The organism is Clavibacter sp. MX14-G9D (genome assembly GCF_032917815.1).
Lineage (GTDB): Bacteria > Actinomycetota > Actinomycetes > Actinomycetales > Microbacteriaceae > Clavibacter > Clavibacter michiganensis_K.
Map to the genome: position 1 here is coordinate 1 of NZ_JAVCVL010000030.1, position 20,246 is coordinate 20,246.

Below are 20,246 nucleotides of genomic sequence, written 5' to 3' on the forward strand. Positions count from 1 at the left end.
CAGGGGCGCGGCGGGCACGAACACCGGCGTCGGCGCGGCGACCGGCGGGTGCTCGGGGTTGACGCCGACGGGGTTCTCCGCCGTACGGGGCAGGTCGATCGCGGACGTCTGGTACTGGCCGCCCAGCTCGTCGCGCACGACCTCGCCGCCGATCAGCTCGATGACGCGCTTCTGCATCTGGTCGACGATGCCGGAGTCGTGGGTGGCCATGATGACCGTGGTGCCGTTGGCGTTGATCCGCTCGAGCACCTGCATGATGCCGGCGCTGGTCAGCGGGTCGAGGTTGCCGGTGGGCTCGTCGGCGAGGAGCACGGCGGGCTTGTTGACCACGGCACGCGCGATGGCGACGCGCTGCTGCTCGCCGCCGGAGAGCTCGTGCGGGAGCCGCTGCTCCTTGCCCTGCAGGCCCACCATGGCGAGCACGTCGGGGACGGCCTCCTGGATGAAGCCGCGCGACTTGCCGATCACCTGGAGCGTGAAGGCGACGTTGTCGAACACGGACTTGTTGGGGAGCAGACGGAAGTCCTGGAACACCACCCCGAGGCTCCGCCGGTAGTAGGGGACCTTGCGGCTCGACAGCTGGTTCAGCTGCTGGCCCAGGACGTGGATCGTGCCCTTCGTGGGCCGGTCCTCCTTGAGCACGAGACGCAGGAAGCTGGACTTGCCGGACCCGGACGCGCCGACGAGGAAGACGAACTCCCCCCGGAGGATCTCGAGGTCGACGGAGCTCAGCGCCGGTCGGGGGTTGCCGGGATACACCTTGGATACGTGGTCGAACCTGATCATGTCGGTACGACCCTAGGCACCCGACCCCCTGATCGCCGCATCGACTCACCGCGGGGAGCACTCCCCCGCACTCTCTCAGGCGCGGTCGGGCGACTTCCTCCAGCGGATCCCCGCGGAGATGAAGCCGTCGAGGTCGCCGTCGAAGACGTTCGACGGGTTGTTGACCTCGTGCTCGGTGCGGAGGTCCTTGACCATCTGATACGGCGCGAGGACGTAGCTGCGCATCTGGTCGCCCCAGCTCGCCGTGATGTTGCCGGCGAGCTCCTTCTTGGTGGCCGCCTCCTGCTCGCGCTGCACGAGGAGCAGGCGCGACTGCAGCACGCGGAGGGCCGCGGCGCGGTTCTGGATCTGGCTCTTCTCGTTCTGGCAGGTCACGACGATGCCGGTGGGGAGGTGGGTGATGCGCACCGCCGAGTCCGTGGTGTTGACCGACTGGCCGCCGGGGCCGGACGAGCGGAAGACGTCGACCCGCATGTCGTTCTCGGGGATCTCGATCGACTCGGTCTGCTCGATGAGGGGCACGACCTCGACGGCCGCGAACGACGTCTGGCGCTTGCCGGCCGAGTTGAAGGGGCTCATGCGCACGAGGCGGTGCGTGCCGGCCTCGACCGACAGCGTCCCGAAGGCGTAGGGCGCGTCGATCTCGAAGGTCGCCGACTTGATGCCCGCCTCCTCCGCGTAGGAGGTGTCGAGCACGGTGGCGCGGTAGTCGTGCTGCTCGGCCCAGCGCAGGTACATGCGCATGAGCATCTCGGCGAAGTCGGCCGCGTCGACGCCGCCGGCGCCCGCGCGGATCGTGACGACCGCGGGGCGCGGATCGAACTCGCCGTTGAGGAGCGTCTGCACCTCGAGCTCGTCCATGATCTTGGTGATGCCGTCGAGCTCGACGACCGCCTCCTCGGCGGATTCCTCGTCGTCCTTGGCCATCTCGACCAGCACGTCGAGGTCGTCGAGGCGGCGCTGCAGCTCGTCGATGCGCTTCAGCTCGGACTGGCGGTGGCTCAGGTCGCTCGTGACCTTCTGGGCCTTCTCGGTGTCGTCCCAGAGGTCGGGCTCGCCCGCCTGGGCGCTCAGCTCCTCGACCTCCTGCTGCAGGCGCTCGACGCCGACGACGGAGCGGATGTTGGAGTAGGTGTCGCGCAATTCTGTGATCCGCGAAGAGAAGTCCTGGTCGATCATGGTGCCGCCCAGCCTACCGTCCGGCCCGCAGGGACCGCCCGGACGCGGGCCCCGGCGCGAGTAGGGTCGGACGCGATGTCGACGCCCGAGCCCCCCTTCTCCCTGCGCTCGGTCGCCCTCCCGGCGCTGCTGCCCGCGCTCCTGTTCTCCATCGGCGAGGGCGCGATCATCCCCATCATCCCGATCGTCGCCGGCAGCCTCGGCGCCTCCCTCGCGATCGCCGCGTTCATCGGCGGCATGATCATGCTCGGCGAGCTCGTGGGTGACATCCCGAGCGGCGCCGTGGTGAGCCGGATCGGCGAGCGGACGGCCATGATCGGCGCGGCCTTCGTCTCCATCGGCGGCCTCGTGCTCTGCCTCCTCGCGCCGAACCCGCTCGTGCTCGGCGTCGGCGTCTTCCTCATCGGCGTCTCGACCGCGGTGTTCGCCCTCGCGCGGCACGCGTTCATGACGAGCTTCGTGCCGCAGGCGTACCGCGCTCGCGCCCTCTCGACCCTCGGCGGCACCTTCCGCGCCGGCTACTTCGTGGGGCCGTTCCTCGCCGCCGGCGTGATCCACCTGACGGGGGCGTCGCAGTCCGCGTTCGTGATCCACATCGTCGCGTGCCTCGCGGCCGCCGTGACGCTGCTCGTCCTGCCCGACCCGATGGACGTCGTGCGCCGCAACCGCGCGGCCGACCTGCAGAGCGCGGCCCCCGCGACGGCCGGCGAGCCGCAGGACGACGACTCGGTCGCCGCCGCCGCCGGCACCGCTCCCCCGGCCCGCGAGTCGGCGGGCCTCCTGCGGACGCTCTGGCGCTTCAAGGGCGTGCTCGTGAAGCTCGGATCCGGCGCCGCCCTCATCGGGTCGATGCGCGCGGGCCGTGGGGTCCTCCTCCCCCTGTGGGCCGTGAGCATCGGCATCTCGGACGCGAACACGGCGCTCATCATCGGCATCGCGGGCGGCGTGGACTTCGCCCTGTTCTACGCAAGCGGCCAGATCATGGACCGCTTCGGCCGCCTGTGGAGCGCCGTCCCGTCGATGGTCGGCCTCGGCCTCGGCTACCTGGTGCTCGCCCTCACCCCCGACCTCCCCACGGCCGTCCAGTGGTTCATCGGCGTCGCCATGTTCATGTCGGTCGCGAACGGCGTGGGCTCCGGCATCCTCATGACGCTCGGCGCCGACCTCGCCCCGCGCGAGGACCCGGCCCCCTTCCTCGGTGCCTGGCGCTTCACGGGCGACGCCGGCAGCGCCGCGTCCCCGCTCCTCATCGCCGCGCTCACCTCCGTCACGTCGCTCGCGGCGGCCAGCGGCGTGATGGGCGTGCTGGGGCTCATCGGCGCCGGCATCCTGATCCGCTACGTGCCGCGGTACGTCCCGCGGAAGCCGCGGCTGGCCGCCTGAGGGCCTCCCCCACGCGGAGGGCCTCCGGGGCGGGGCCGCTCATCCCCCACCCGCGGGACCGGGCGTCGCCGCACCCGGACCGACGAGCACGCTCCGGGCGGTGCTCGTGACGGTGATGCGGATGCCCTCGGGCGCAAGCAGCGAGGCGACGGGCGGCACCCAGCGGGCGGACAGCGCGACGCGGGCGCTCCGGCCGTCGGGGGACGTGGCCCCGTCGACGCGCAGGTCGCGGAGCCCCTCGACGGACTGCTCGGCCAGGTAGCGGGCCACCGCTGCGGCGACGCCCGCGTCGGTCAGCGGCGGGAGAGCGATGCGTCCGTCGTCGACGGCATCCGCCGGACCACCGCCGACGGAGTCGACGTCGAACGACTCGGCCCCGGCGAGCGCCGCGGCATCGGCCACGGAGAAGAGCCGGACGCGCTCGAGGTAGAGGGACGACGCCGCCGACACCATGAGGATCACGGCCAGGCCGAGTGCGCAGGCGGCGATCACGAGCGGCAGGACCGACCCCGCGTCCCCGTCGACCACGGTCCGCGGGCGCTCCGGGCCTCCCCGCTCCCGACGGGTCGCCGCGCCGCTCACCGGCCTCCGGGGACGAAGGCGGAGACCCGTTCCTCCGCATCCCCGTGGACGGCGATCGAGCCCGGCGCGTCGGGACCCGCGACGGGCGGGGCGAGCGGCAGGTCCGCCGCGACGCGGACGGTGACGTGCACCCGCGATCGCCGCGCATGGCAGCGGAGCGGATCCGGGGAGCAGGTGATGTCGAGCGCGATGCCGTCGGGCGCGACACCGTGGTCGGCGAGCGCCACGTCCACCGCGGACCGCGCCTCCCGGCGTCCGGCGACGTCGTCGGCGGCGCGCACGAATGCGCGGACCGCCTGCCGCGCCGCGCCCTCGGTGCCGAGCGCCGCGCCCTGGATCGCCGAGAGCGCCACGACGAGGTACACGAGGGGCACGAGCAGCAGCACCCCCGCCGTGATGAACTCCAGCGCCGCGGACCCGCGCTCGTCAGCCCAGTCGCTCGACAGCCGCATGACCGACGACCTCCATCCCGTGGTCGATGCCGACGAGCCCCACGAGGGGCAGCGTGGTCCGCACGGTGACACTCACGACGGCATGGCCGAGGGAGGTGCCGCCGCCCGCGCTCACGTCCTCGGCGTAGCGCGCGCCCACGGCCGTCGTGATCAGCTCGCGGGTCCGCTCCACGCCGTCGGCCCGCGTGGCCCCGGCCAGTGCCGCGGTGCGCGCGCCCTCGGCGGCCGCGTCGAGGACGGTGGTCCGAACGTGCAGCGCCAGCGCCAGCTGGACCACCGACAGCGCGAGGACGACGAGCAGGGCTCCGACCATGACGAACTCGGCGGGTGCCGAGCCCCGGTCGTCGCGCATCAGAACGACGTGACGCGGTCGATGGCCTGCGTGAACACGTTCTGCAGGAGCGGACCCGCCACGCCCCACAGGATGATGACGAGCCCCGCCGTCATCAGCGTGATGAGGACCCACCCAGGCACGTCGCCGCGGTCGTCCTCCCATCCGCGTCGGGATGTCGTGTCCCAGGGCCTGGCTGCTCGTCGGTCGGTCATGTCGTGCCTCTCGCTCGTGCCGATCCCGGGCGTCCCGGTCGGCGGTCGGATGGTGCGTCGGTCGGTCCCGGTCGTCCTACAGCCCGAGCTGCAGCACGAGGACGCCGGGGAAGAGCGCGAAGAGGATCGTGAGCGGCAGGATCAGGAAGACCAGCGGGACGAGCATGGCCACCTCCTTGCGGCCGGCGCTCTCGAGGAGGTCCCGCTTGGCGACCTCGCGGACGTCCTGCGCCTGCGCGCGCAGGACCTCCGCCAAGGGCGTGCCCCGCTCCAGGGAGCCGGCCAGCTGGTCGACGAGGCGGGACACGGGCGGGAGGGCGAGCCTCCGGGCCAGGTCCTCGAACGCGCGGGCGACGGCGATGCCCGTGCCCACGTCGGCGACGACGCGACCCAGCTCGCCCGCGAGCTCACCCGAGCCGACGCGGGCGACCCGGCGCAGGGCGTCCAGCAGGCCCTCGCCGGCGGCGAGGCTGAGCGCCAGGAACTCCAGGACCGTCGGCAGCTCCGCGGAGATCCGCGCCACCCGGCGCCGTGCCCTCCGGTCCAGCGCGGAGTCGCACGCGACCAGGCCGGTGACGGCGGCCACCACCGGCACGGCGACCAGCTGAGCCGGCGGCAGGCTCCCGGAGGTGAGGGCGGCGCCACCCACGAGGGCGACGACCAGGACACCGGTCGACGTCCCCAGGACCAGCGCGACGAGCTGGCGCGAGCGGTGCCGCTCCACGTCCTCCTCGGATCCGGACTGGCCGAGCAGCCTCTCGATCCGCTCGGTGCCGCCGAGCACGCGCGCGAGCGCCCGGCGCACGGGGACGACGGCAGGGGCGCCGAGCGTGCCCAGCACCGGCAGCGGATGCACCGTCGTGAGCGCGAGGTGCCGTCGGGCGCCCTCCGAGACGTCGAGGACGTGGGGCGCCACGCGGTCCAGCAGTCGGGCACGGCGGAAGCGCGGGACGGCGCCCATCATGGTCCAGGCGCCCATGCCGGCGACGAGCCCGAGCAGGGCACCCCACGGCTCGGCGGCGATCACGCGAACCACCTGCGGTCCTCGGGCAGTCGTCCGAGGGCGAGCATCGCGCGGTAGGCGACCGCGGAGACGACGAGCCCCACGACGATGACGACGGTCCCCGGCGCCGTGTCGTAGGCGGTCGCGGCCTCCGGACGCGTGGACAGGAGCGCCAGGATGATCCACGGCGCCGCGACGCCGAGCTTGGCCGCGTTGACGACCCAGGACTGCCGCGCCTCGGCCTCGCTGCGGATCGCGGCCTCCTCCCGCAGGAAGCGGGCGAGGCCGCGGAGCACGTCCGGGAGCTGCGTGCCGCCGACCTCGCGCGCCATCCGCAGCGTCTCCAGGATGCGGTCGGCGGTGGGATCGGCCAGCCGCTCCTTCAGCTCGTCGAGCGCGACGGCGAAGCTGCCCGTGGTGCGGTGGACGGCGGCGAACTCCTGGAACGCCGGACGGAGCACGGCGGGGCCCGCCACCGAGAGCGACGCCACCGCGTCCGGCAGCCCGAGGCCCGCCCGGACGGCGCTGACGAGATGATCTACGACATCGGGCCACACCGCGCGATGGGCCCGCCGGCGGGCGGAGGAGCGCGCACCCACGACGGCCCACGGGAGCACGAGACCCGTCCCGGCGGCGGCGAGCGCGGCACCGTCCACGCGGAGGACTGCCTCCACCAGCGCTCCCGCGGCGATGCCGACGAGCGCCGAGAGGGCGAGGAACGCGCTGACCGACACCTGGGGCAGGCCCGCGTGGGTCAGGCGGTCGTGGATGCGGGCGGTCGGTCCGCGCCCGGGATGCGGCCGTCCCTCGACCACCGGCCACAGGCGCGGCGCCAGGAGGAGGACGATCCCGGCACCGAGCGCGAGGCCGAGCGCGACGCTCACGCGGCCCCCACGAGGATCCGGAGCGGATCCAGCCCCGCCGCCCGGTACTTGGCCAGGTGCGCGGGCTGACCACCCGTGGCGGTGAGGACGCCGTCCTCGAGGGCGAACACGGAGCTGGCCTCGATGACCATGCCGCTGTTCCGCCCGCCCGGCGCGAGGATCTCGACGACGCGTCGGGCACCCGACGAACGGACCTCGAGGTGGACCACCAGGTCGACCGACGTCGCGACCGTGGGCACGACGAACGCCGCGTCGATGTTGCGCCCCGCCAGCAGCGGCAGCGTGCACAGCTTCACGAGCGCCTCCCGCGCGCTGTTCGCGTGGATCGAGCACATCCCGGGGACCCCCGAGTTGAGCGCGATGAGGAGGTCGAGGCACTCGGCCTCGCGCACCTCGCCGACCACCAGGCGATCGGGTCGCATGCGCAGCGCCTCCTTGATGAGGCGCCGGAGCGTGATCTCGCCCGAGCCCTCGAGGCTCGGCTGCCGGCACTGCAGCGCGACCACGTCGCGGCCCGCGGGATCCAGCTCGAAGGTCTCCTCCACCGTCACGATGCGGTCCGACGTGCGCGCCGAGGCGAGGAGCGCGTCGATCATCGTGGTCTTGCCCGTGTGCGTCGCCCCGCTGACGACGATGGAGAGGCCCGCGCGCACGCTCATGCGCAGGAAGTCGGCCGCCTGGGGCGGCAGGCTGCCGAGCGCGACGAGGTGCTCGAGGTCCCGGATGCGCCGCGAGAACTTGCGGATGTTGACCGCCCAGTGCTGCCGCGTGACGTCGGGGATGACGACGTGCAGGCGCGACCCGTCGGGCAGCGACGCGTCGACGAAGGGGGTCGAGAGGTCGACGCGACGCCCGGAGGACTGCAGCATCCGCTCGACGAGGTCCCGCACCTCCGCCTCCGACAGGACGAGCGGCGTCAGCTCCGGGACGCCCGAGCGCGCGACGAACACGCGGGTGGGGGCGTTGATCCAGATCTCCTCGATCGAGTCGTCGTCGAGGAGGGGCTGCAGGGCGCCGAAGCCCGTGATGCGCGCGAGCACCTGCCGTTCGGTGGCTGCCTCGTCGTCGAGGAGGCGGGAGTCGGAGCCGAGCGCCTGCTCGGCGAACCGGCGCACCTCCTCGCGGACGATGGCCGCGGTGCCGCCGGGGTCGGGCGACGCCCCGTCGTCGCGCAGGCGCTCCCGCACCCGACCGGCGATGGTGTCGAGGGGCGTCCGCGTCTGCACCCGCACAGGATGCTGATCAGGGGCGGTCGCCGCGGATCCCGTCCACAGGGGACGCGCCCCGCGGGCGGCTCGGGGTCAGTACCCCAGCTCCGCCTTCGCCGCCGCGTACGCCTGGCGCACCGCGGGCACGCCCGGGGCGTCGAAGACCTCGTCGCCCGCGAGGGGCCACTCCGGGACGCTGCCCGTGAGGATCCACGCGGCCTGCTTCGCAGCGCCGTCGGCGACGAACTCGCCCGCGTCCGGCACGTGGATGGGGACGCCGAAGACGGTCGGCGCGATCTCGCGGACGGCGCGGCTCTTCGCCCCGCCGCCGATGAGGAGCACGCGCTCCACGCGCACGCCCTGGCGCGTGATGGCGTCGAGGCCGTCGGCCAGGCCGCACAGCATGCCCTCGACGTGCGCGCGGGCCATGGTCGCCGGCGTCGAGTTGCGGAGGGTCATGCCGTGCAGCGACGCGGTCGCGTCGGGCAGGTTCGGCGTGCGCTCGCCCTCGAAGTACGGGAGGAGCACGAGGCCGTCCGATCCCGCGGGCGCCTCGAGCGCGAGCTCGGACAGGCGTCCGTGGTCGACGCCGAGGAGGCGCGCGCCGCCGTCGAGCACGCGGGCCGCGTTGAGGGTCGCGATGAGCGGGAGGAAGTTGCCCGTGGCGTCCGCGAAGCCCGCGACCGTACCGGAGGCGTCGGTGATGGGATCCGCCGTGACGGCGAACACCGTGCCCGACGTGCCGATGGAGACGACCACGTCGCCCGGCACCGCGCCGAGACCGAGCGCGGCGGCGGCGTTGTCTCCCGCGCCGGGGCCGACCGGGATGCCGGCCGGGACGCCGGGGATGCCGTCTCCCGTGACGCCCGCGGACTCCCCCGGGCCGAGGACGCGCGGGAGGCCGACCGCGCGGCCGAGCGCGCGCTCGAGCAGGTCGAGGCGGTACTCCCCGGTGACGCTCGACCAGTACGCGGTGCCGCTCGCGTCGGAGCGGTCCGTGGCGAGGGCGGCGAGGTCCGGGGATCCGACGCCGTGGCCGACGAGGCGCCAGGTGAGCCAGTCGTGCGGGAGGGCGACGGCGGCGACGCGGGCCGCGTTCTCGGGCTCGGCGTCGCGGAGCCAGCGGAGCTTCGTGGCGGTGAAGGAGGCCACGGGGACGACGCCCGTGGCGCTCGCCCAGGCGTCGGCGCCCAGCTCCTCCCGGAGGTCGGCGGCGGCCTGCGCGGAGCGGGTGTCGTTCCAGAGGAGCGCGTCGCGGACGACCGCGCCCTGCTCGTCGAGGCAGACCATGCCGTGCTGCTGGCCGCCGACCGAGACGGCGGCGACGTCGTCGAGGCCTCCGGCGTCGGCGACGGCCGCGAGGAGGGCGTCCCACCACGCTGCGGGATCCACCTCCGTGCCGTCGGGGTGGGACGCGCGGCCGGAGCGCACCAGGGCGCCCGAGTCGAGGTCGCGGACGACCACCTTGCAGCTCTGCGTGGAGGAGTCGATGCCTGCTACGAGTGTCTTCGTTGTCACGATCAACATATTAGGGGGCGTCCTAAGCTGGGCGGGCACCCGCGGGAGTGGTGGAATCGGTAGACACGCAGGATTTAGGTTCCTGTGCTTTCGAGCGTGAGGGTTCAAGTCCCTTCTCCCGCACCGACCGTCACGCCGCGTCGACCGTCGAGCACCCCTCGACCGGGGGTGCGCGCATCACGGCGGGATCCGGGCCGCTGGCGATATCCTGTGCTGGCCGCAGGTCGCTTCCGCGCGCCCCGCGACCCACCACGACTGGAGCCCCACGTGCATCCCCTGCTCTTCGACTTCCTCGACTCGACGACCCTCATCGAGTCGTTCGGGGGATTCGCCCTCATCGGGATCTGCCTCATCATCTTCGCCGAGACGGGCCTGCTCTTCGGCTTCCTCTTCCCCGGCGACACCCTCCTCGTCATCGCGGGGCTGACCCTGCCCGGCATCACGGGGATCGACATCTGGTGGATCTGTCTCGCCATCGCGTTCTCGGCCTTCGCCGGAGGCGAGGTCGGCTACCTGATCGGCCACAAGGCGGGACCGAAGGTCTTCGAGCGCAAGGACTCCGGCATCTTCAGCCGGCAGAACGTCGTCCGCACGAACGCGTTCTTCGCCCGCTTCGGCGGCCTCGCCGTCATCGCGGCGCGCTTCGTGCCGATCGTCCGCACCTTCGCGCCCATCGCCGCAGGCGTCGGGCACATGGACTACCGGAAGTACTCGTTCTACAACGCCGTCGGCGCCGTCATCTGGGGCGCCGGCCTCACCTGGCTCGGCAACCTGCTGAACGGCTTCCCGCCCATCCGCGACTTCGTCACGCACTACATCGACTACGTGCTCCTCGGTGCGGTCTTCGTGACGCTCGTGCCCACGGCGATCCACTTCCTCCGCGCCCGCAAGCACGCCCGCGACGAGGAGGCGGCCGGAGTCGCCCACGACGGCCAGGACCTCGCCCTCGCGCCGGAGAACTTCGACCAGGACCCCTCGAACGACCCGCGCCGCTGAGGCGCGTACCGATCCGGGTCGCGATCGCGGGCGCGGCGGACGGCGATGCGTCGCACGCCCCGTGGACCGGTCGGCGGCAGCGGACCCGCGCCGTCAGACGTGGTGCCGGTGCTCGTGCCCGGCGTGCTCCTCGGGCTCCAGCTGGAACGTGCTGTGCTCCACGTCGAAGTGGTCGTCGAGGCAGCCGGCCAGCCGGTCGAGCAGCTCGCCCGTGCGACCCTCGCGGAACACCTCCTGCTCCACCACGACGTGCGCGGTGAAGACCGGCGAACCGGAGGTGATGGCCCAGACGTGCACGTCGTGGACAGCGGTCACGCCGGGCGTCTCCAGCAGGTGCGCCCGGATCCGCTCGGGCTCCGTGCCGGCGGGCGTCGACTCGGAGAGGACGTGCACCACGTCACGGAGCAGGATCACCGCGCGCGGCACGATGAGCGCCGCGATCACGAGCGAGGCGACGGCGTCCGCGCGGCCGAACCCGGTGAGCGCGATCACGATGCCGGCGGCGATGGTCGCGACCGACCCGAACGCGTCGCCCAGCACCTCGAGGTACGCGCCGCGCAGGTTGATGGACGTCCCCGCTCCCCCGCGGAGGACCAGCAGGGCGACCACGTTGGCGACGAGCCCGATGCCGGCCGCGAGGAGCATGATGCCGGCATCGACCTCCGGCCCCTCCGGTGCGAGCAGCCGCTCGACGCCGTGCACCGCCACGTAGACGGCGACGCCCAGCAGGATCAGGCCGTTCACGAGGGCGCCGAGCACCTCGCCGCGCTGGAATCCGAAGGTGTGGCGGTCGGTGGCCGGGCGCGCGGCGACGATCGTCGCGACGAGCGCGATGCCGAGGCCGAGCAGATCGCTGGTCATGTGACCGGCGTCGGCGAGCAGGGCGAGCGAGCCGGAGACGAGGGCTCCCACCACCTCGACCAACAGGACCGTGGCGGTGATCGCGATGGCGATGACCAGGCGCCGACGGTCGGTCGTGGCCGCGCCGTGATCGTGCGTGCCGTGGCCCATGCGTCCACCGTACGGGCCCGCGAGCGCGCCGATCCACCCGGCGCCGCAGTCGGGAACGACTCCCGCTCTCACGAGGTCGGGGACGGGCCCTCAGCCCTCGCCGAGGAGCTCCCGACGGACGACCGGCATGATCGCGTCGAACGCCCGCGCACGGTGGCTGACGCGGTTCTTCTCGTCCGCGTCGAGTGCCGCGGCGCTCGCTCCCCCGGTCGCCGGGCGGAACACCGGGTCGTACCCGAATCCGCCGTCGCCCTGCACCTCGCGGAGCACGGTCCCCTCCCACACGCCCGTCGCGGTCCGCTCGACCAGGCCCTCCGCCGTCGGCACGACGAGCGCCGCGGCGCAGACGAACCGCGCGCCGCGATGCCCGTCCGGCACGTCGCCCAGCTGCCAGAGCAGGAGCTCGAGGTTCTTCACGCTGTCGCGCGCCGGGCCCGCCCAGCGCGCCGAGAAGATGCCGGGCGATCCGCCGAGGACGTCGACGGCGATCCCGGAGTCGTCGGCGAGGGCCGCCCGCCCCGTGTGGAGAGCCGCGGCACGCGCCTTCACGAGCGCGTTCTCCTCGAAGGTGATCCCGTCCTCCACGGGCTCGGGACCGTCGTAGGCGACGAGGTCGATGCCGGCGAGGCGGGATCCGAGGATCCGGCGGAGCTCCTCCACCTTGTGGGCGTTGTGCGTGGCCAGGACGAGCGGGATCACCGGGCGCTCCTCAGCGCCCGAGGGCCTGGGCCTGCAGCGCGGTGAGCGTGGTGCCGCCCCCGAGCGCGAGGTCCAGCAGGGCGTCGAGCTCCGCGCGGTCGAAGGGCGCGCCCTCGGCGGTGCCCTGAACCTCGACGAAGGAGCCGCTGCCCGTCATGACGACGTTCATGTCGGTCTCGGCGCGCACGTCCTCGACGTAGGCCAGGTCGAGCAGGGGCTTCCCGTCGACGATGCCCACGGAGACCGCCGCGACGCTGTCCTTCAGCGGCGTGGCGCGCTGGGCGATGAACTTCCGCTCGCGGCCCCACTCCAGCGCATCCGCCAGCGCGACGTAGGCGCCCGTGATGGCCGCGGTCCGGGTGCCGCCGTCGGCCTGCAGGACGTCGCAGTCGATGACGATCGTGTTCTCGCCGAGCGCCTTCATGTCGACGACGGCGCGGAGGCTCCGGCCGATGAGGCGCGAGATCTCGTGCGTGCGGCCGCCGACCTTGCCCTTCACGGCCTCGCGGTCCATGCGCTCGTTCGTGGCGCGCGGGAGCATGGCGTACTCGGCGGTGACCCAGCCCTGGCCGCTGCCGGCCTTCCAGCGCGGGACGCGGTTCGTGAAGGAGGCGGTGCAGAGGACGCGCGTGCGCCCGAAGGAGATGAGGGCGGATCCCTCGGCCTGCTCGCTCCAGTTCCTCTCGATGCTGATCTCGCGCAGCTGGTCGGCGGCGCGGCCGTCGTGGCGGGTGGTGTCGTCGGTCATGTGCGGCCTCGGCTCGGATCGGGGGTGGACGGGGTGCCGACGGCGTCCGGAGGCGTCGCCGCGTCCGTCCGCATCCGGCGGGGAAGGGGGATGGCGCCCGTCTCGACGAGCTCCACGTGCGAGACGCCGGCGCCGAGCATGCGGTGCGCGAGCGTCTCGAAGTCGGACGCGCTGCCGCCGGTGGCCTCGTAGCGGATGACCGGCGGAGCGTCCGTCCGCCGCTCGAGGCCCGCGGACACGAGCTCCCGGTAGACGTCCTTGGCGGTCTCGGTGTCGCTCGAGACGAGCGTCACGTCCGGGCCCATGAGCAGCGAGATCGCACCCTCGAGGAACGGGTAGTGGGTGCAGCCGAGGACCAGCGTGTCGACGCCGGCGGCGCGCAGGGGCGCGAGGTACTCCTCCGCCGCCGCCATCAGCTCGGGGCCCGACGTCTCGCCGCGCTCCACGAACTCGACGAAGCGCGGCGCCTCCGCGGAGGTCAGGGCGAGGTGCGGTGCGGCGGCGAAGGCGTCGTCGTAGGCCCGGCTCGTGACCGTGGCGTGGGTCGCGATGACGCCGACTCGATGGTTGCGGGTGACGCTGACCGCCGTGCGGACGGCGGGCTGGATGACCTCGACGACCGGGATGTCGTAGCGCTCCCGGGCGTCCCGGAGCATGGCGGCCGACGCGGTGTTGCACGCGATGACCAGCATCTTCACCCCGCGCTCCACGAGGTCGTCGAGGACCGCGAGCGCGTAGCGGCGGACGTCGGCGATGGGCTTGTCGCCGTAGGGGGTGTGCGCGGTGTCGCCGATGTAGATGATCGACTCGCGCGGCAGGAGGGTCGCGACGGCGCGGGCGACGGTGAGGCCGCCGACGCCGGAGTCGAAGATCCCGATCGGCGCGTCGCTCATCCCGTCAGCCTACCGGCGGGCCCCTGCTGCGGAGCCCGAGGGCGGCCGTCACCCGCGACGGGCCGCCCGGTCACAGCGATCGCCGCGCATCCTCCTGGGCGAGGAGCTCCGGCAGGTCCTTCAGCCGCCTCAGCCCGGCGAGCGGCTGGTTCATGCGCGCGTTGCCCTGCAGGCGGTCGCGGTTGCGGTCGAGGAACCACCAGTACCCCGCCGTGTAGGGGCACGCCGTCGGGCCGACCCGCACCTTGGGGTCGAACGGGCAGCCGGAGCAGTGGTCGGTCATGCGGTCGATGTACGCGCCGCCGGCGGCGTACGGCTTCGTCGCCATGCGGCCGCCGTCGGCGTGCAGCGCCATGCCGACGACGTTCGCGGGCATGACCCACGGCGTGCCGTCGACGAAGGAGTCGATGAACCAGTCGTTCATGGCCTTCGGGTCGTAGCCGCGCTGGAGCGCGAGGTTGCCGAGGATCATGAGCCGCTCGATGTGATGCGCCCAGCCGTACGTGCGCACCTTGTCGACCACGTGCGCGAGGCACGCCGCCTCGATGCCGGAGGCGTCGAGGCGCTGCAGCGCGGTCGGCACCCCGCGGTGCGCGTCGAGGCGGTTCTCGGACGCGTAGTCCTCGTCGAAGGCCCAGTAGAGGTGCCACACGTAGTCGCGCCAGCCCATGATCTGCCGCACGATTCCCTCGACGCTCTGGATGGGGGCCCGACCCGCCGCGTGCTCGGCGACGATGCGCTCGATGACGTCCGCGGGATCCAGCACGCCCATGTTCATGGTCGCGCTGAGGAGGGAGTGGGCCATGGTCCAGTCGCCCGAGAGGGACGCGTCCTCGAACGGCCCGAAGTCGTTGAGCCGGCTGGCCACGAAGTCGTCGAGCGCGGCGCGTCCCTCCTCCGGCGTCACGGCGAAGCGCCGGGGTCCGTCCTCCCCCACGAGGTGCACGACGCCCTCGCGCTCCCAGCGGTCGAGGTCGGCGCGGACCTCGGCATCGATGTCGTCCTCCTCCGGCCACCACGGCTCCGGCAGCCCCAGCGTCGTGGCGCCGCGCGGCGGCCTCTCCCGGTTGTCGTGGTCGAAGTTCCAGCGCCCGCCGACCGGGTCGTCGCCGTCCATGAGGATGCCCGTGCGCGCCCGGGACCACCGGTAGAAGTCCTCCATGACGAGCCGGTTCGAGGTGCGCCCCGCCATCCACTCGGCGAACTCCTGCTCGCTGGTGACGAAGCCGCGGCTCGGCAGCACCTCGGCGCCGATGTCGGCGACGAGGCGCCGCAGGCCGCGGGATGTGGGATCGACGACCTCGAGGTCGCGCCGGTCGGCCACGACGTCGCGGTAGTGGTCGACCTGGTGGAACTCGACCCGGTCTCCCAGCGCACGGGCGCGGTGCCGGATGCCGGACAGGATGAGGTGCGCCTTGGCCCGGTGGTAGGGCCGCCGCGCGAGCAGGCCGCGCGACTCGATGAGCAGCATCGGCCCGCCGTCGTCGAAGTGGTCGCCCAGCTGGTCGGCGAGGATCCATCGGGTGCGCTGCATGGTGCGACCCTAGGCGGGACCCCCGTCACGCGTCCGGGGCGTGCGCCAGGCGGATCGGGCCGGCCGACGAGCGCCGCCCTAGGCTGGACGCGTGCACCAGGCGACCTCCCTCCTCACCGACCGCTACGAGCTCACCATGCTGGACGCCGCCTTGAAGGCCGGCACCCACGACCGCGAGTGCGTCTTCGAGTGCTTCGCGCGGCGCCTCCCCACCGGCCGGCGGTTCGGCGTCGTCGCGGGCACGGGACGGCTGCTGGAGCTCATCCGCGACTTCCGCTTCGGGGACGACGAGCTCGAGTACCTGCGGTCCGAGCGCGTCGTGGGCGAGGAGGCCCTCGCCTGGCTCGCCGACTACCGCTTCCGCGGGCGGATCACGGGCTACCGCGAGGGCGAGGTCTACTTCCCGGGCTCTCCGCTGCTCACGATCGAGGCGCCGTTCGCCGACGGGGTGATCCTCGAGACCCTCGTCCTCAGCGTGCTCAACTACGACAGCGCGGTCGCCAGCGCCGCCGCCCGCATGGTGCAGGTCGCCGGCGGGCGCCCCCTCGCCGAGATGGGCTCGCGGCGGACCGGCGAGCGGTCGGCGGTCGCCGCCGCACGCGCCGCGTACGTGGCGGGCTTCAGCGCGACCTCGAACCTCGAGGCGGGTCGCACCTGGGGCGTCCCCACGATGGGGACGGCCGCCCACTCCTTCACCCTGCTGCACGACACGGAGGAGCAGGCCTTCCAGGCGCAGGTAGCGGCGCTCGGCGCGGGGACGACGCTCCTCGTCGACACCTACGACGTCCGCGAGGGCGTGGAGACCGCGGTCCGGGTCGCCGGGACGGGCCTCGGCGCCGTCCGGCTCGACTCCGGCGACCTGCCGGTGCTGGTGGGCGAGGTGCGTGCCCAGCTCGACGCGCTCGGAGCGACGGGCACGCGGATCACCGTCACGAACGACCTCGATGAGCACGGCATCGCCGGCCTGGCCGCGTCCCCGGTGGACTCGTACGGTGTCGGCACGTCGCTCGTGACCGGATCCGGCGCTCCCGCCGCGGGCATGGTGTTCAAGCTGGTCGCGCACCGCGATGCCGGCGGGCAGGGCGAGTGGGTGCCCGTCGCGAAGCGGTCCACCGGGAAGCAGAGCCGCGGGGGCCTCAAGGGGGCGCTGCGGCGGCACGACGCCCAGGGCACCGCGACGGCGGAGCTCGTGACGGTCGGACCGCACCCGGAACCGCTCCCCGGCGACCGCGACCTCCTCGTCACGCTGGCCGAGGACGGGCAGCCCGACGCCCGGTGGATGGGCCGGGCGGGCACGTCCGCGGCGCGCGAGCACCATGCCCGCGTCGTTCGCGACCTGCCGGTGCAGGCGTTCCGGCTGCGCGCGGGCGACCCCGCGCTCCCGACGGAGCAGGGCTCCGTCTGAGCCGCATCGCGCAGGCCCGCCGCGGAGCGCAGGAGCCGCCTACTCGTCCTTCATGCGCTCGTAGATGCGCTTGCAGTCGGGGCAGACGGGGAACTTCTCGGGATCGCGGCCGGGCAGCCACTTCTTCCCGCAGAGCGCCTTGACGGGCTTGCCGCTGAGCGCGGACTCGAGGATCTTGTCCTTCTTCACGTAGTGCGAGAAGCGCTCGTGATCGCCGGGCTCGATCGTCTCCTGCTCGAGGAGCTCCTCGAGCTCGCGGTCGAGGGTGTCGGTGCCGCCGCCCTGCGCGGGTCGGCCGGGGTCCTGTTCGATGCTGAGGATGACCATCCGCCCAGTGTACTTTTCCCGTGCGCCGGAACCCGCGGAGCGGGTGGACGCAGCCGATTCCACGGCCCGTCGTGCCCCGCGGGTCAGTGCCGCTGCGCGAAGGCCAGCAGCTCGGGACCCCGGCGCTCGAATACGCGGCCGCCGCCCGCGACCCCCGCGACGAGCGTCACCAGGCCGATGCCGAGCCCGACGACGAGCGACCATGCCGGGTACGCGCCCCCGTGCGCGAGGCCCAGTCCGCCGAGCCAGGCGGACGGCAGCGCGAGCACGACGGTGGCGATGAAGGTGAGCGTGGGGACCGTGGAGCCGCCGGCCCCCGACGTCTGCGGCGCGTGGAACGGGCTGTCCCCGGGGCGCGAGGCGGGATACGGGAACCGCGCGGAGAAGAGCGAGGAGAGCCCCACGCCGATGAGCAGGACCCCCGCGCTGACGCCGATCACGGACGGCAGCACGGATGCGTCGCCGAACCCGAGCGCGCTGAGCGGCGCGCCGATCGCGATGAGCGGAACGCCGATGGCGAGGACCGGCACGATGCGCCCGATGCGGTCCGCGACCCCGCGGATGCCGGACACCACGTGCAGCCAGACCGCGGTGTGGTCGTGCGCGGTGTCGTTGTGCACGCTCCAGCCGAGGAACAGCGCCATCACGGGAAGGGGCACCAGCGCGAGCACGTGCGCGTCCACGTCGACGATGACCAGGGGCACGAGGAGCACGAGCGGGAGCACGGGGATCAGCACGAGGGTCGCGCGGTAGCGCGGGTCGCGGATCCAGTACGTGACGCTCCGAGCGGCCACCGCGCCGGTGGGCGAGGCGCCGAACCGGCCGAACCAGCCGAGGCCGGACCGGGCGGGACCGCCGCCCGTGCGGTCCGGCGCGGTGAGCGCCCACGGGACCAGGCGCAGCCAGGCGAGCGCCAGCAGCGCCGCCGACAGGAGGGCGACGAGGAGCATGCCCGCGGCGGGTCCCGCGTCGCCCGCGACCGCGGCCGCCGGTGCGGCCCAGGCCGCGCCGATGGGGGTCCAGGCGAGGATGCCCAGGATCCCGCGGGCGGGTCGGAGCCCGTCGTCGAGGAGGTCGGCCTGCGCGAGCGCGACCACGGCGGGCACCAGCAGCACGGCGACGAGGCCCGCGGCGAGGCCCGTCGCCTCCCGCGCCCGGCGCGTGCTGAGCAGCACGCCGGCGAGCACGGTGGCGATGCGCGCGACGAGCACGCAGGTGACGACGGCGGCCAGGGCGGCGACCACGGCGACGACCCCCGTGACCGGATCCCGGGACCAGGTGACGACGGTGGTCATCGCGACCACGACGAGCACGACGCCCGGCACGCTGGCCAGGGCGGCGACCCCCAGCGCCAGGGCGAGGCGCCGCGGCTCGATGCCGTACGGCGCGAAGCGCCGAGGGTCCATGGCGTCCTCGGATCCGAGGACCAGGGGCACCAGGAGGGCCCCGAGGACGACGAGGGAGCCCCCGGCCACGACGACGTCGCGGGCCGAGTCGACGTCCGCATCGCGGAGGCCGGCGAGAGCCCCGACCGCGAGCACCGTGACGAGGATCCCGTACACGCCGGCGGCGACGATGCCGAGCACCTGCCAGGGGCTGCGGCGGAAGGCGTTGGCGAGGAGGGCGAGCCTCAGTCGGAGAACGAGTGCAACCACGAGAACCCCTCCGCCGTGCGACGACCGCCGGCCAGCGCCACGAACCGCTCCTCGAGGGAGCGTCCCGCCCGGACCTCGTCCATCGTGCCCGCGGCCAGCACCCGGCCGTTGACGATGATCGCCACGTGGTCGCATATCCGCTGGATGAAGTCCATGCCGTGGCTCGACAGCACGACGGTGCCGCCGTGCGCCACGTAGTCCTGCAGGATCTCGACGACGTTCGCCGCCGAGACGGGGTCGACCGACTCGAACGGCTCGTCGAGCACGAGCATGCGCGGCGAGTGGATCATAGCGCAGGCGAGCGCGACCTTCTTCGCCATGCCGGCGGAGTAGTCGGTGACGAGCCGGCCGACGGCGTCCTCCAGGCCGAAGGCCTCGATGAGGTCGGCCGCGCGGCTGCGGATCTCCGCGTCGTCGAGCCCGCGGAGCGCCCCGGAGTAGTGCAGGAGCTGCGCGCCGGTGAGGCGGTCGAAGAGGCGGAGCCGATCGGGCAGGACGCCGATGCTGCGCTTGGCGGCGAGCGGGTCGCGCCACACGTCGATCCCGTTGACGGTCACGGTGCCGCCGTCAGGACGCAGCAGGCCGGTCACCATCGACATGGTCGTGGTCTTGCCGGCGCCGTTGGGGCCGACGATGCCGTAGAACGACCCGGCGCGCACCGTGAGCGCGATGTCGTCGACGGCGACCTTCTCGTCGAACCTCTTGGTGAGGCCCTGGATGACGAGGACGTCCTCCCCCAGCTCCGGAGCCGCGGCGCGGTCGCCGCGGACGGACGGGGTCAGCGCGGTCTCCCGCACCCCGGGGAGATCGGGACGCGTCGGGCGCGGTGCGGTGAGGCTGTCGGTCCGCACGGTGACCGCGCGGGGCGGCGCGGGCTCGACCTCGGGCTCGGCGTCGACCTCGTCGGCCTCCGGGTCGTCATCGGCGTCGGATTCCGCAGCAGCGGGCTCCGCCGCGGTCGGTCCAGGGGAAGCGGGCTCTGCATCCGCGACGGGCGCCGCATCCGCCTCGTCCTGCGTGCCGCCCTCCGACCCGGCGCCGGTCTCCGTGTCGGATCCGGGATCCGCGGCGGGGCGCGACTCCACGTCCTCCCCACGCTCCGGGAGCTCGGCGGCGGCGTCGGGGTCGGGGTCGGCCTCAGGGGCGGCGTCGGCAGCCTGGGAGAACAGCCCCTGCAGCTCGGCGACGCCGTCCTCGGGGGCCTCGTCGGAGCGCTCCGTGCCGACCGGCGCGACGGCCTCGTCAGCGGCGTCCGTGGAGGACCCGGGATCCGGCGCACGGTCATCGGAGCCGTCGTCGATCGCGTCCTGGGCGTCAGGAGCGGGAACGCCCGCGTCGGACGCTGCTGCCGAGCCCGCCGCGTCGGCGGCCGGGACCTCCCCGGCGCTCCCCGCCGGCCGCTGCACCCGCGTGCGGCGCCGCACGCGGGGCGGTCGA

At 73.8% G+C, this 20,246-nt stretch carries 21 protein-coding genes and 1 tRNA gene; 4 read left to right on the plus strand and 18 right to left on the minus strand.

Going from position 1 to position 20,246, the window contains the following annotated elements:
- The coding region (gene ftsE, locus Q6969_RS04775) for a cell division ATP-binding protein FtsE (RefSeq protein ID WP_317229410.1) at positions 1–786 on the minus strand (786 nt) is incomplete at its 3' end.
- A gap of 75 nt (positions 787–861) precedes the next feature.
- Positions 862–1,965 carry a peptide chain release factor 2 gene (gene prfB, locus Q6969_RS04780; protein WP_317229411.1) on the minus strand — a complete coding sequence of 368 codons (1,104 nt, stop codon included), beginning with the start codon at positions 1,963–1,965 and terminating at the stop codon, positions 862–864.
- Positions 1,966–2,040: 75 nt separating this feature from the next.
- Between prfB and Q6969_RS04785 the strand changes: the two genes are divergently transcribed.
- Complete coding sequence (locus Q6969_RS04785) at positions 2,041–3,348, plus strand: MFS transporter (RefSeq protein ID WP_317229412.1); 1,308 nt, start codon at positions 2,041–2,043, stop codon at positions 3,346–3,348.
- A gap of 39 nt (positions 3,349–3,387) precedes the next feature.
- On the opposite strand, the gene Q6969_RS04790 is transcribed toward Q6969_RS04785, so the two are convergent.
- From Q6969_RS04790 to xylB, 8 genes are all read right to left on the minus strand, one after another.
- Positions 3,388–3,876, minus strand: a complete 489-nt coding sequence (locus Q6969_RS04790) for a pilus assembly protein TadG-related protein (protein WP_317229413.1) — start codon at positions 3,874–3,876, stop codon at positions 3,388–3,390.
- A 50-nt stretch (positions 3,877–3,926) separates the two neighbouring features.
- Entirely contained in the window at positions 3,927–4,382 is a 456-nt protein-coding gene (locus tag Q6969_RS04795; protein ID WP_317229414.1) for a hypothetical protein, read from the minus strand.
- Positions 4,357–4,734: a TadE/TadG family type IV pilus assembly protein gene (locus Q6969_RS04800; protein ID WP_317229415.1), complete on the minus strand. Its 378-nt coding sequence runs from the start codon at positions 4,732–4,734 to the stop codon at positions 4,357–4,359. The genes Q6969_RS04795 and Q6969_RS04800 overlap by 26 nt, the downstream gene beginning before the upstream one ends.
- Positions 4,734–4,928 (minus strand): hypothetical protein, encoded by a 195-nt coding sequence (locus tag Q6969_RS04805; RefSeq protein ID WP_317229416.1) that lies wholly within the window; start codon positions 4,926–4,928, stop codon positions 4,734–4,736. The genes Q6969_RS04800 and Q6969_RS04805 overlap by 1 nt, the downstream gene beginning before the upstream one ends.
- Before the next feature lie 76 nt (positions 4,929–5,004).
- Complete coding sequence (locus Q6969_RS04810) at positions 5,005–5,955, minus strand: type II secretion system F family protein (RefSeq protein ID WP_317229417.1); 951 nt, start codon at positions 5,953–5,955, stop codon at positions 5,005–5,007.
- Positions 5,952–6,815 carry a type II secretion system F family protein gene (locus Q6969_RS04815; protein WP_317229418.1) on the minus strand — a complete coding sequence of 288 codons (864 nt, stop codon included), beginning with the start codon at positions 6,813–6,815 and terminating at the stop codon, positions 5,952–5,954. The genes Q6969_RS04810 and Q6969_RS04815 overlap by 4 nt, the downstream gene beginning before the upstream one ends.
- On the minus strand, positions 6,812–8,047 hold the full coding sequence (locus Q6969_RS04820; protein ID WP_317229419.1) for an ATPase, T2SS/T4P/T4SS family: 1,236 nt from the start codon (positions 8,045–8,047) through the stop codon (positions 6,812–6,814). The genes Q6969_RS04815 and Q6969_RS04820 overlap by 4 nt, the downstream gene beginning before the upstream one ends.
- A 69-nt stretch (positions 8,048–8,116) precedes the next feature.
- A complete protein-coding gene (xylB, locus tag Q6969_RS04825; RefSeq protein ID WP_317229420.1) occupies positions 8,117–9,550 on the minus strand; it encodes a xylulokinase in 1,434 nt (477 codons plus the stop codon).
- A gap of 32 nt (positions 9,551–9,582) precedes the next feature.
- Between xylB and Q6969_RS04830 the strand changes: the two genes are divergently transcribed.
- Together Q6969_RS04830 and Q6969_RS04835 are read left to right on the plus strand one after the other, a co-directional pair.
- Positions 9,583–9,664: transfer RNA gene (locus Q6969_RS04830), tRNA-Leu, on the plus strand.
- 144 nt (positions 9,665–9,808) lie between these two features.
- Entirely contained in the window at positions 9,809–10,537 is a 729-nt protein-coding gene (locus Q6969_RS04835) for a VTT domain-containing protein (protein WP_317229421.1), read from the plus strand.
- A 93-nt stretch (positions 10,538–10,630) separates the two neighbouring features.
- Here the strand turns inward: Q6969_RS04835 and Q6969_RS04840 are convergent, their stop codons facing one another.
- The 5 genes from Q6969_RS04840 to Q6969_RS04860 form a co-directional block, all read right to left on the minus strand.
- The gene (locus Q6969_RS04840) at positions 10,631–11,548 is read right to left on the minus strand and encodes a cation diffusion facilitator family transporter (protein WP_317229422.1); all 918 of its coding nucleotides are present in this window, start codon (positions 11,546–11,548) and stop codon (positions 10,631–10,633) included.
- Positions 11,549–11,638: 90 nt separating this feature from the next.
- On the minus strand, positions 11,639–12,247 hold the full coding sequence (gene rdgB / locus Q6969_RS04845; protein ID WP_317229423.1) for an RdgB/HAM1 family non-canonical purine NTP pyrophosphatase: 609 nt from the start codon (positions 12,245–12,247) through the stop codon (positions 11,639–11,641).
- A 10-nt stretch (positions 12,248–12,257) separates the two neighbouring features.
- A complete protein-coding gene (gene rph, locus Q6969_RS04850; RefSeq protein WP_104289042.1) occupies positions 12,258–12,995 on the minus strand; it encodes a ribonuclease PH in 738 nt (245 codons plus the stop codon).
- Positions 12,992–13,888 (minus strand): glutamate racemase, encoded by an 897-nt coding sequence (gene murI, locus Q6969_RS04855; protein ID WP_317229424.1) that lies wholly within the window; start codon positions 13,886–13,888, stop codon positions 12,992–12,994. The genes rph and murI overlap by 4 nt, the downstream gene beginning before the upstream one ends.
- A 70-nt stretch (positions 13,889–13,958) precedes the next feature.
- Positions 13,959–15,422: a cryptochrome/photolyase family protein gene (locus tag Q6969_RS04860; RefSeq protein ID WP_317229425.1), complete on the minus strand. Its 1,464-nt coding sequence runs from the start codon at positions 15,420–15,422 to the stop codon at positions 13,959–13,961.
- Positions 15,423–15,513: 91 nt separating this feature from the next.
- Here Q6969_RS04860 and Q6969_RS04865 point away from each other — a divergent pair, with 91 nt between their 5' ends.
- Entirely contained in the window at positions 15,514–16,827 is a 1,314-nt protein-coding gene (locus Q6969_RS04865; protein ID WP_317229426.1) for a nicotinate phosphoribosyltransferase, read from the plus strand.
- Between the two features lie 39 nt (positions 16,828–16,866).
- On the opposite strand, the gene Q6969_RS04870 is transcribed toward Q6969_RS04865, so the two are convergent.
- The 3 genes from Q6969_RS04870 to Q6969_RS04880 form a co-directional block, all read right to left on the minus strand.
- A complete protein-coding gene (locus tag Q6969_RS04870; protein ID WP_094115571.1) occupies positions 16,867–17,154 on the minus strand; it encodes a DUF3039 domain-containing protein in 288 nt (95 codons plus the stop codon).
- Between the two features lie 83 nt (positions 17,155–17,237).
- Positions 17,238–18,809, minus strand: coding sequence for an ABC transporter permease (locus tag Q6969_RS04875; protein ID WP_317229427.1), 1,572 nt, complete (start codon positions 18,807–18,809; stop codon positions 17,238–17,240).
- Positions 18,785–19,606, minus strand: a complete 822-nt coding sequence (locus tag Q6969_RS04880; protein WP_396335513.1) for an ABC transporter ATP-binding protein — start codon at positions 19,604–19,606, stop codon at positions 18,785–18,787. Before Q6969_RS04880 ends, Q6969_RS04875 begins: the two co-directional genes overlap by 25 nt.
- Between the last annotated feature and the right edge of the window lie 640 nt (positions 19,607–20,246).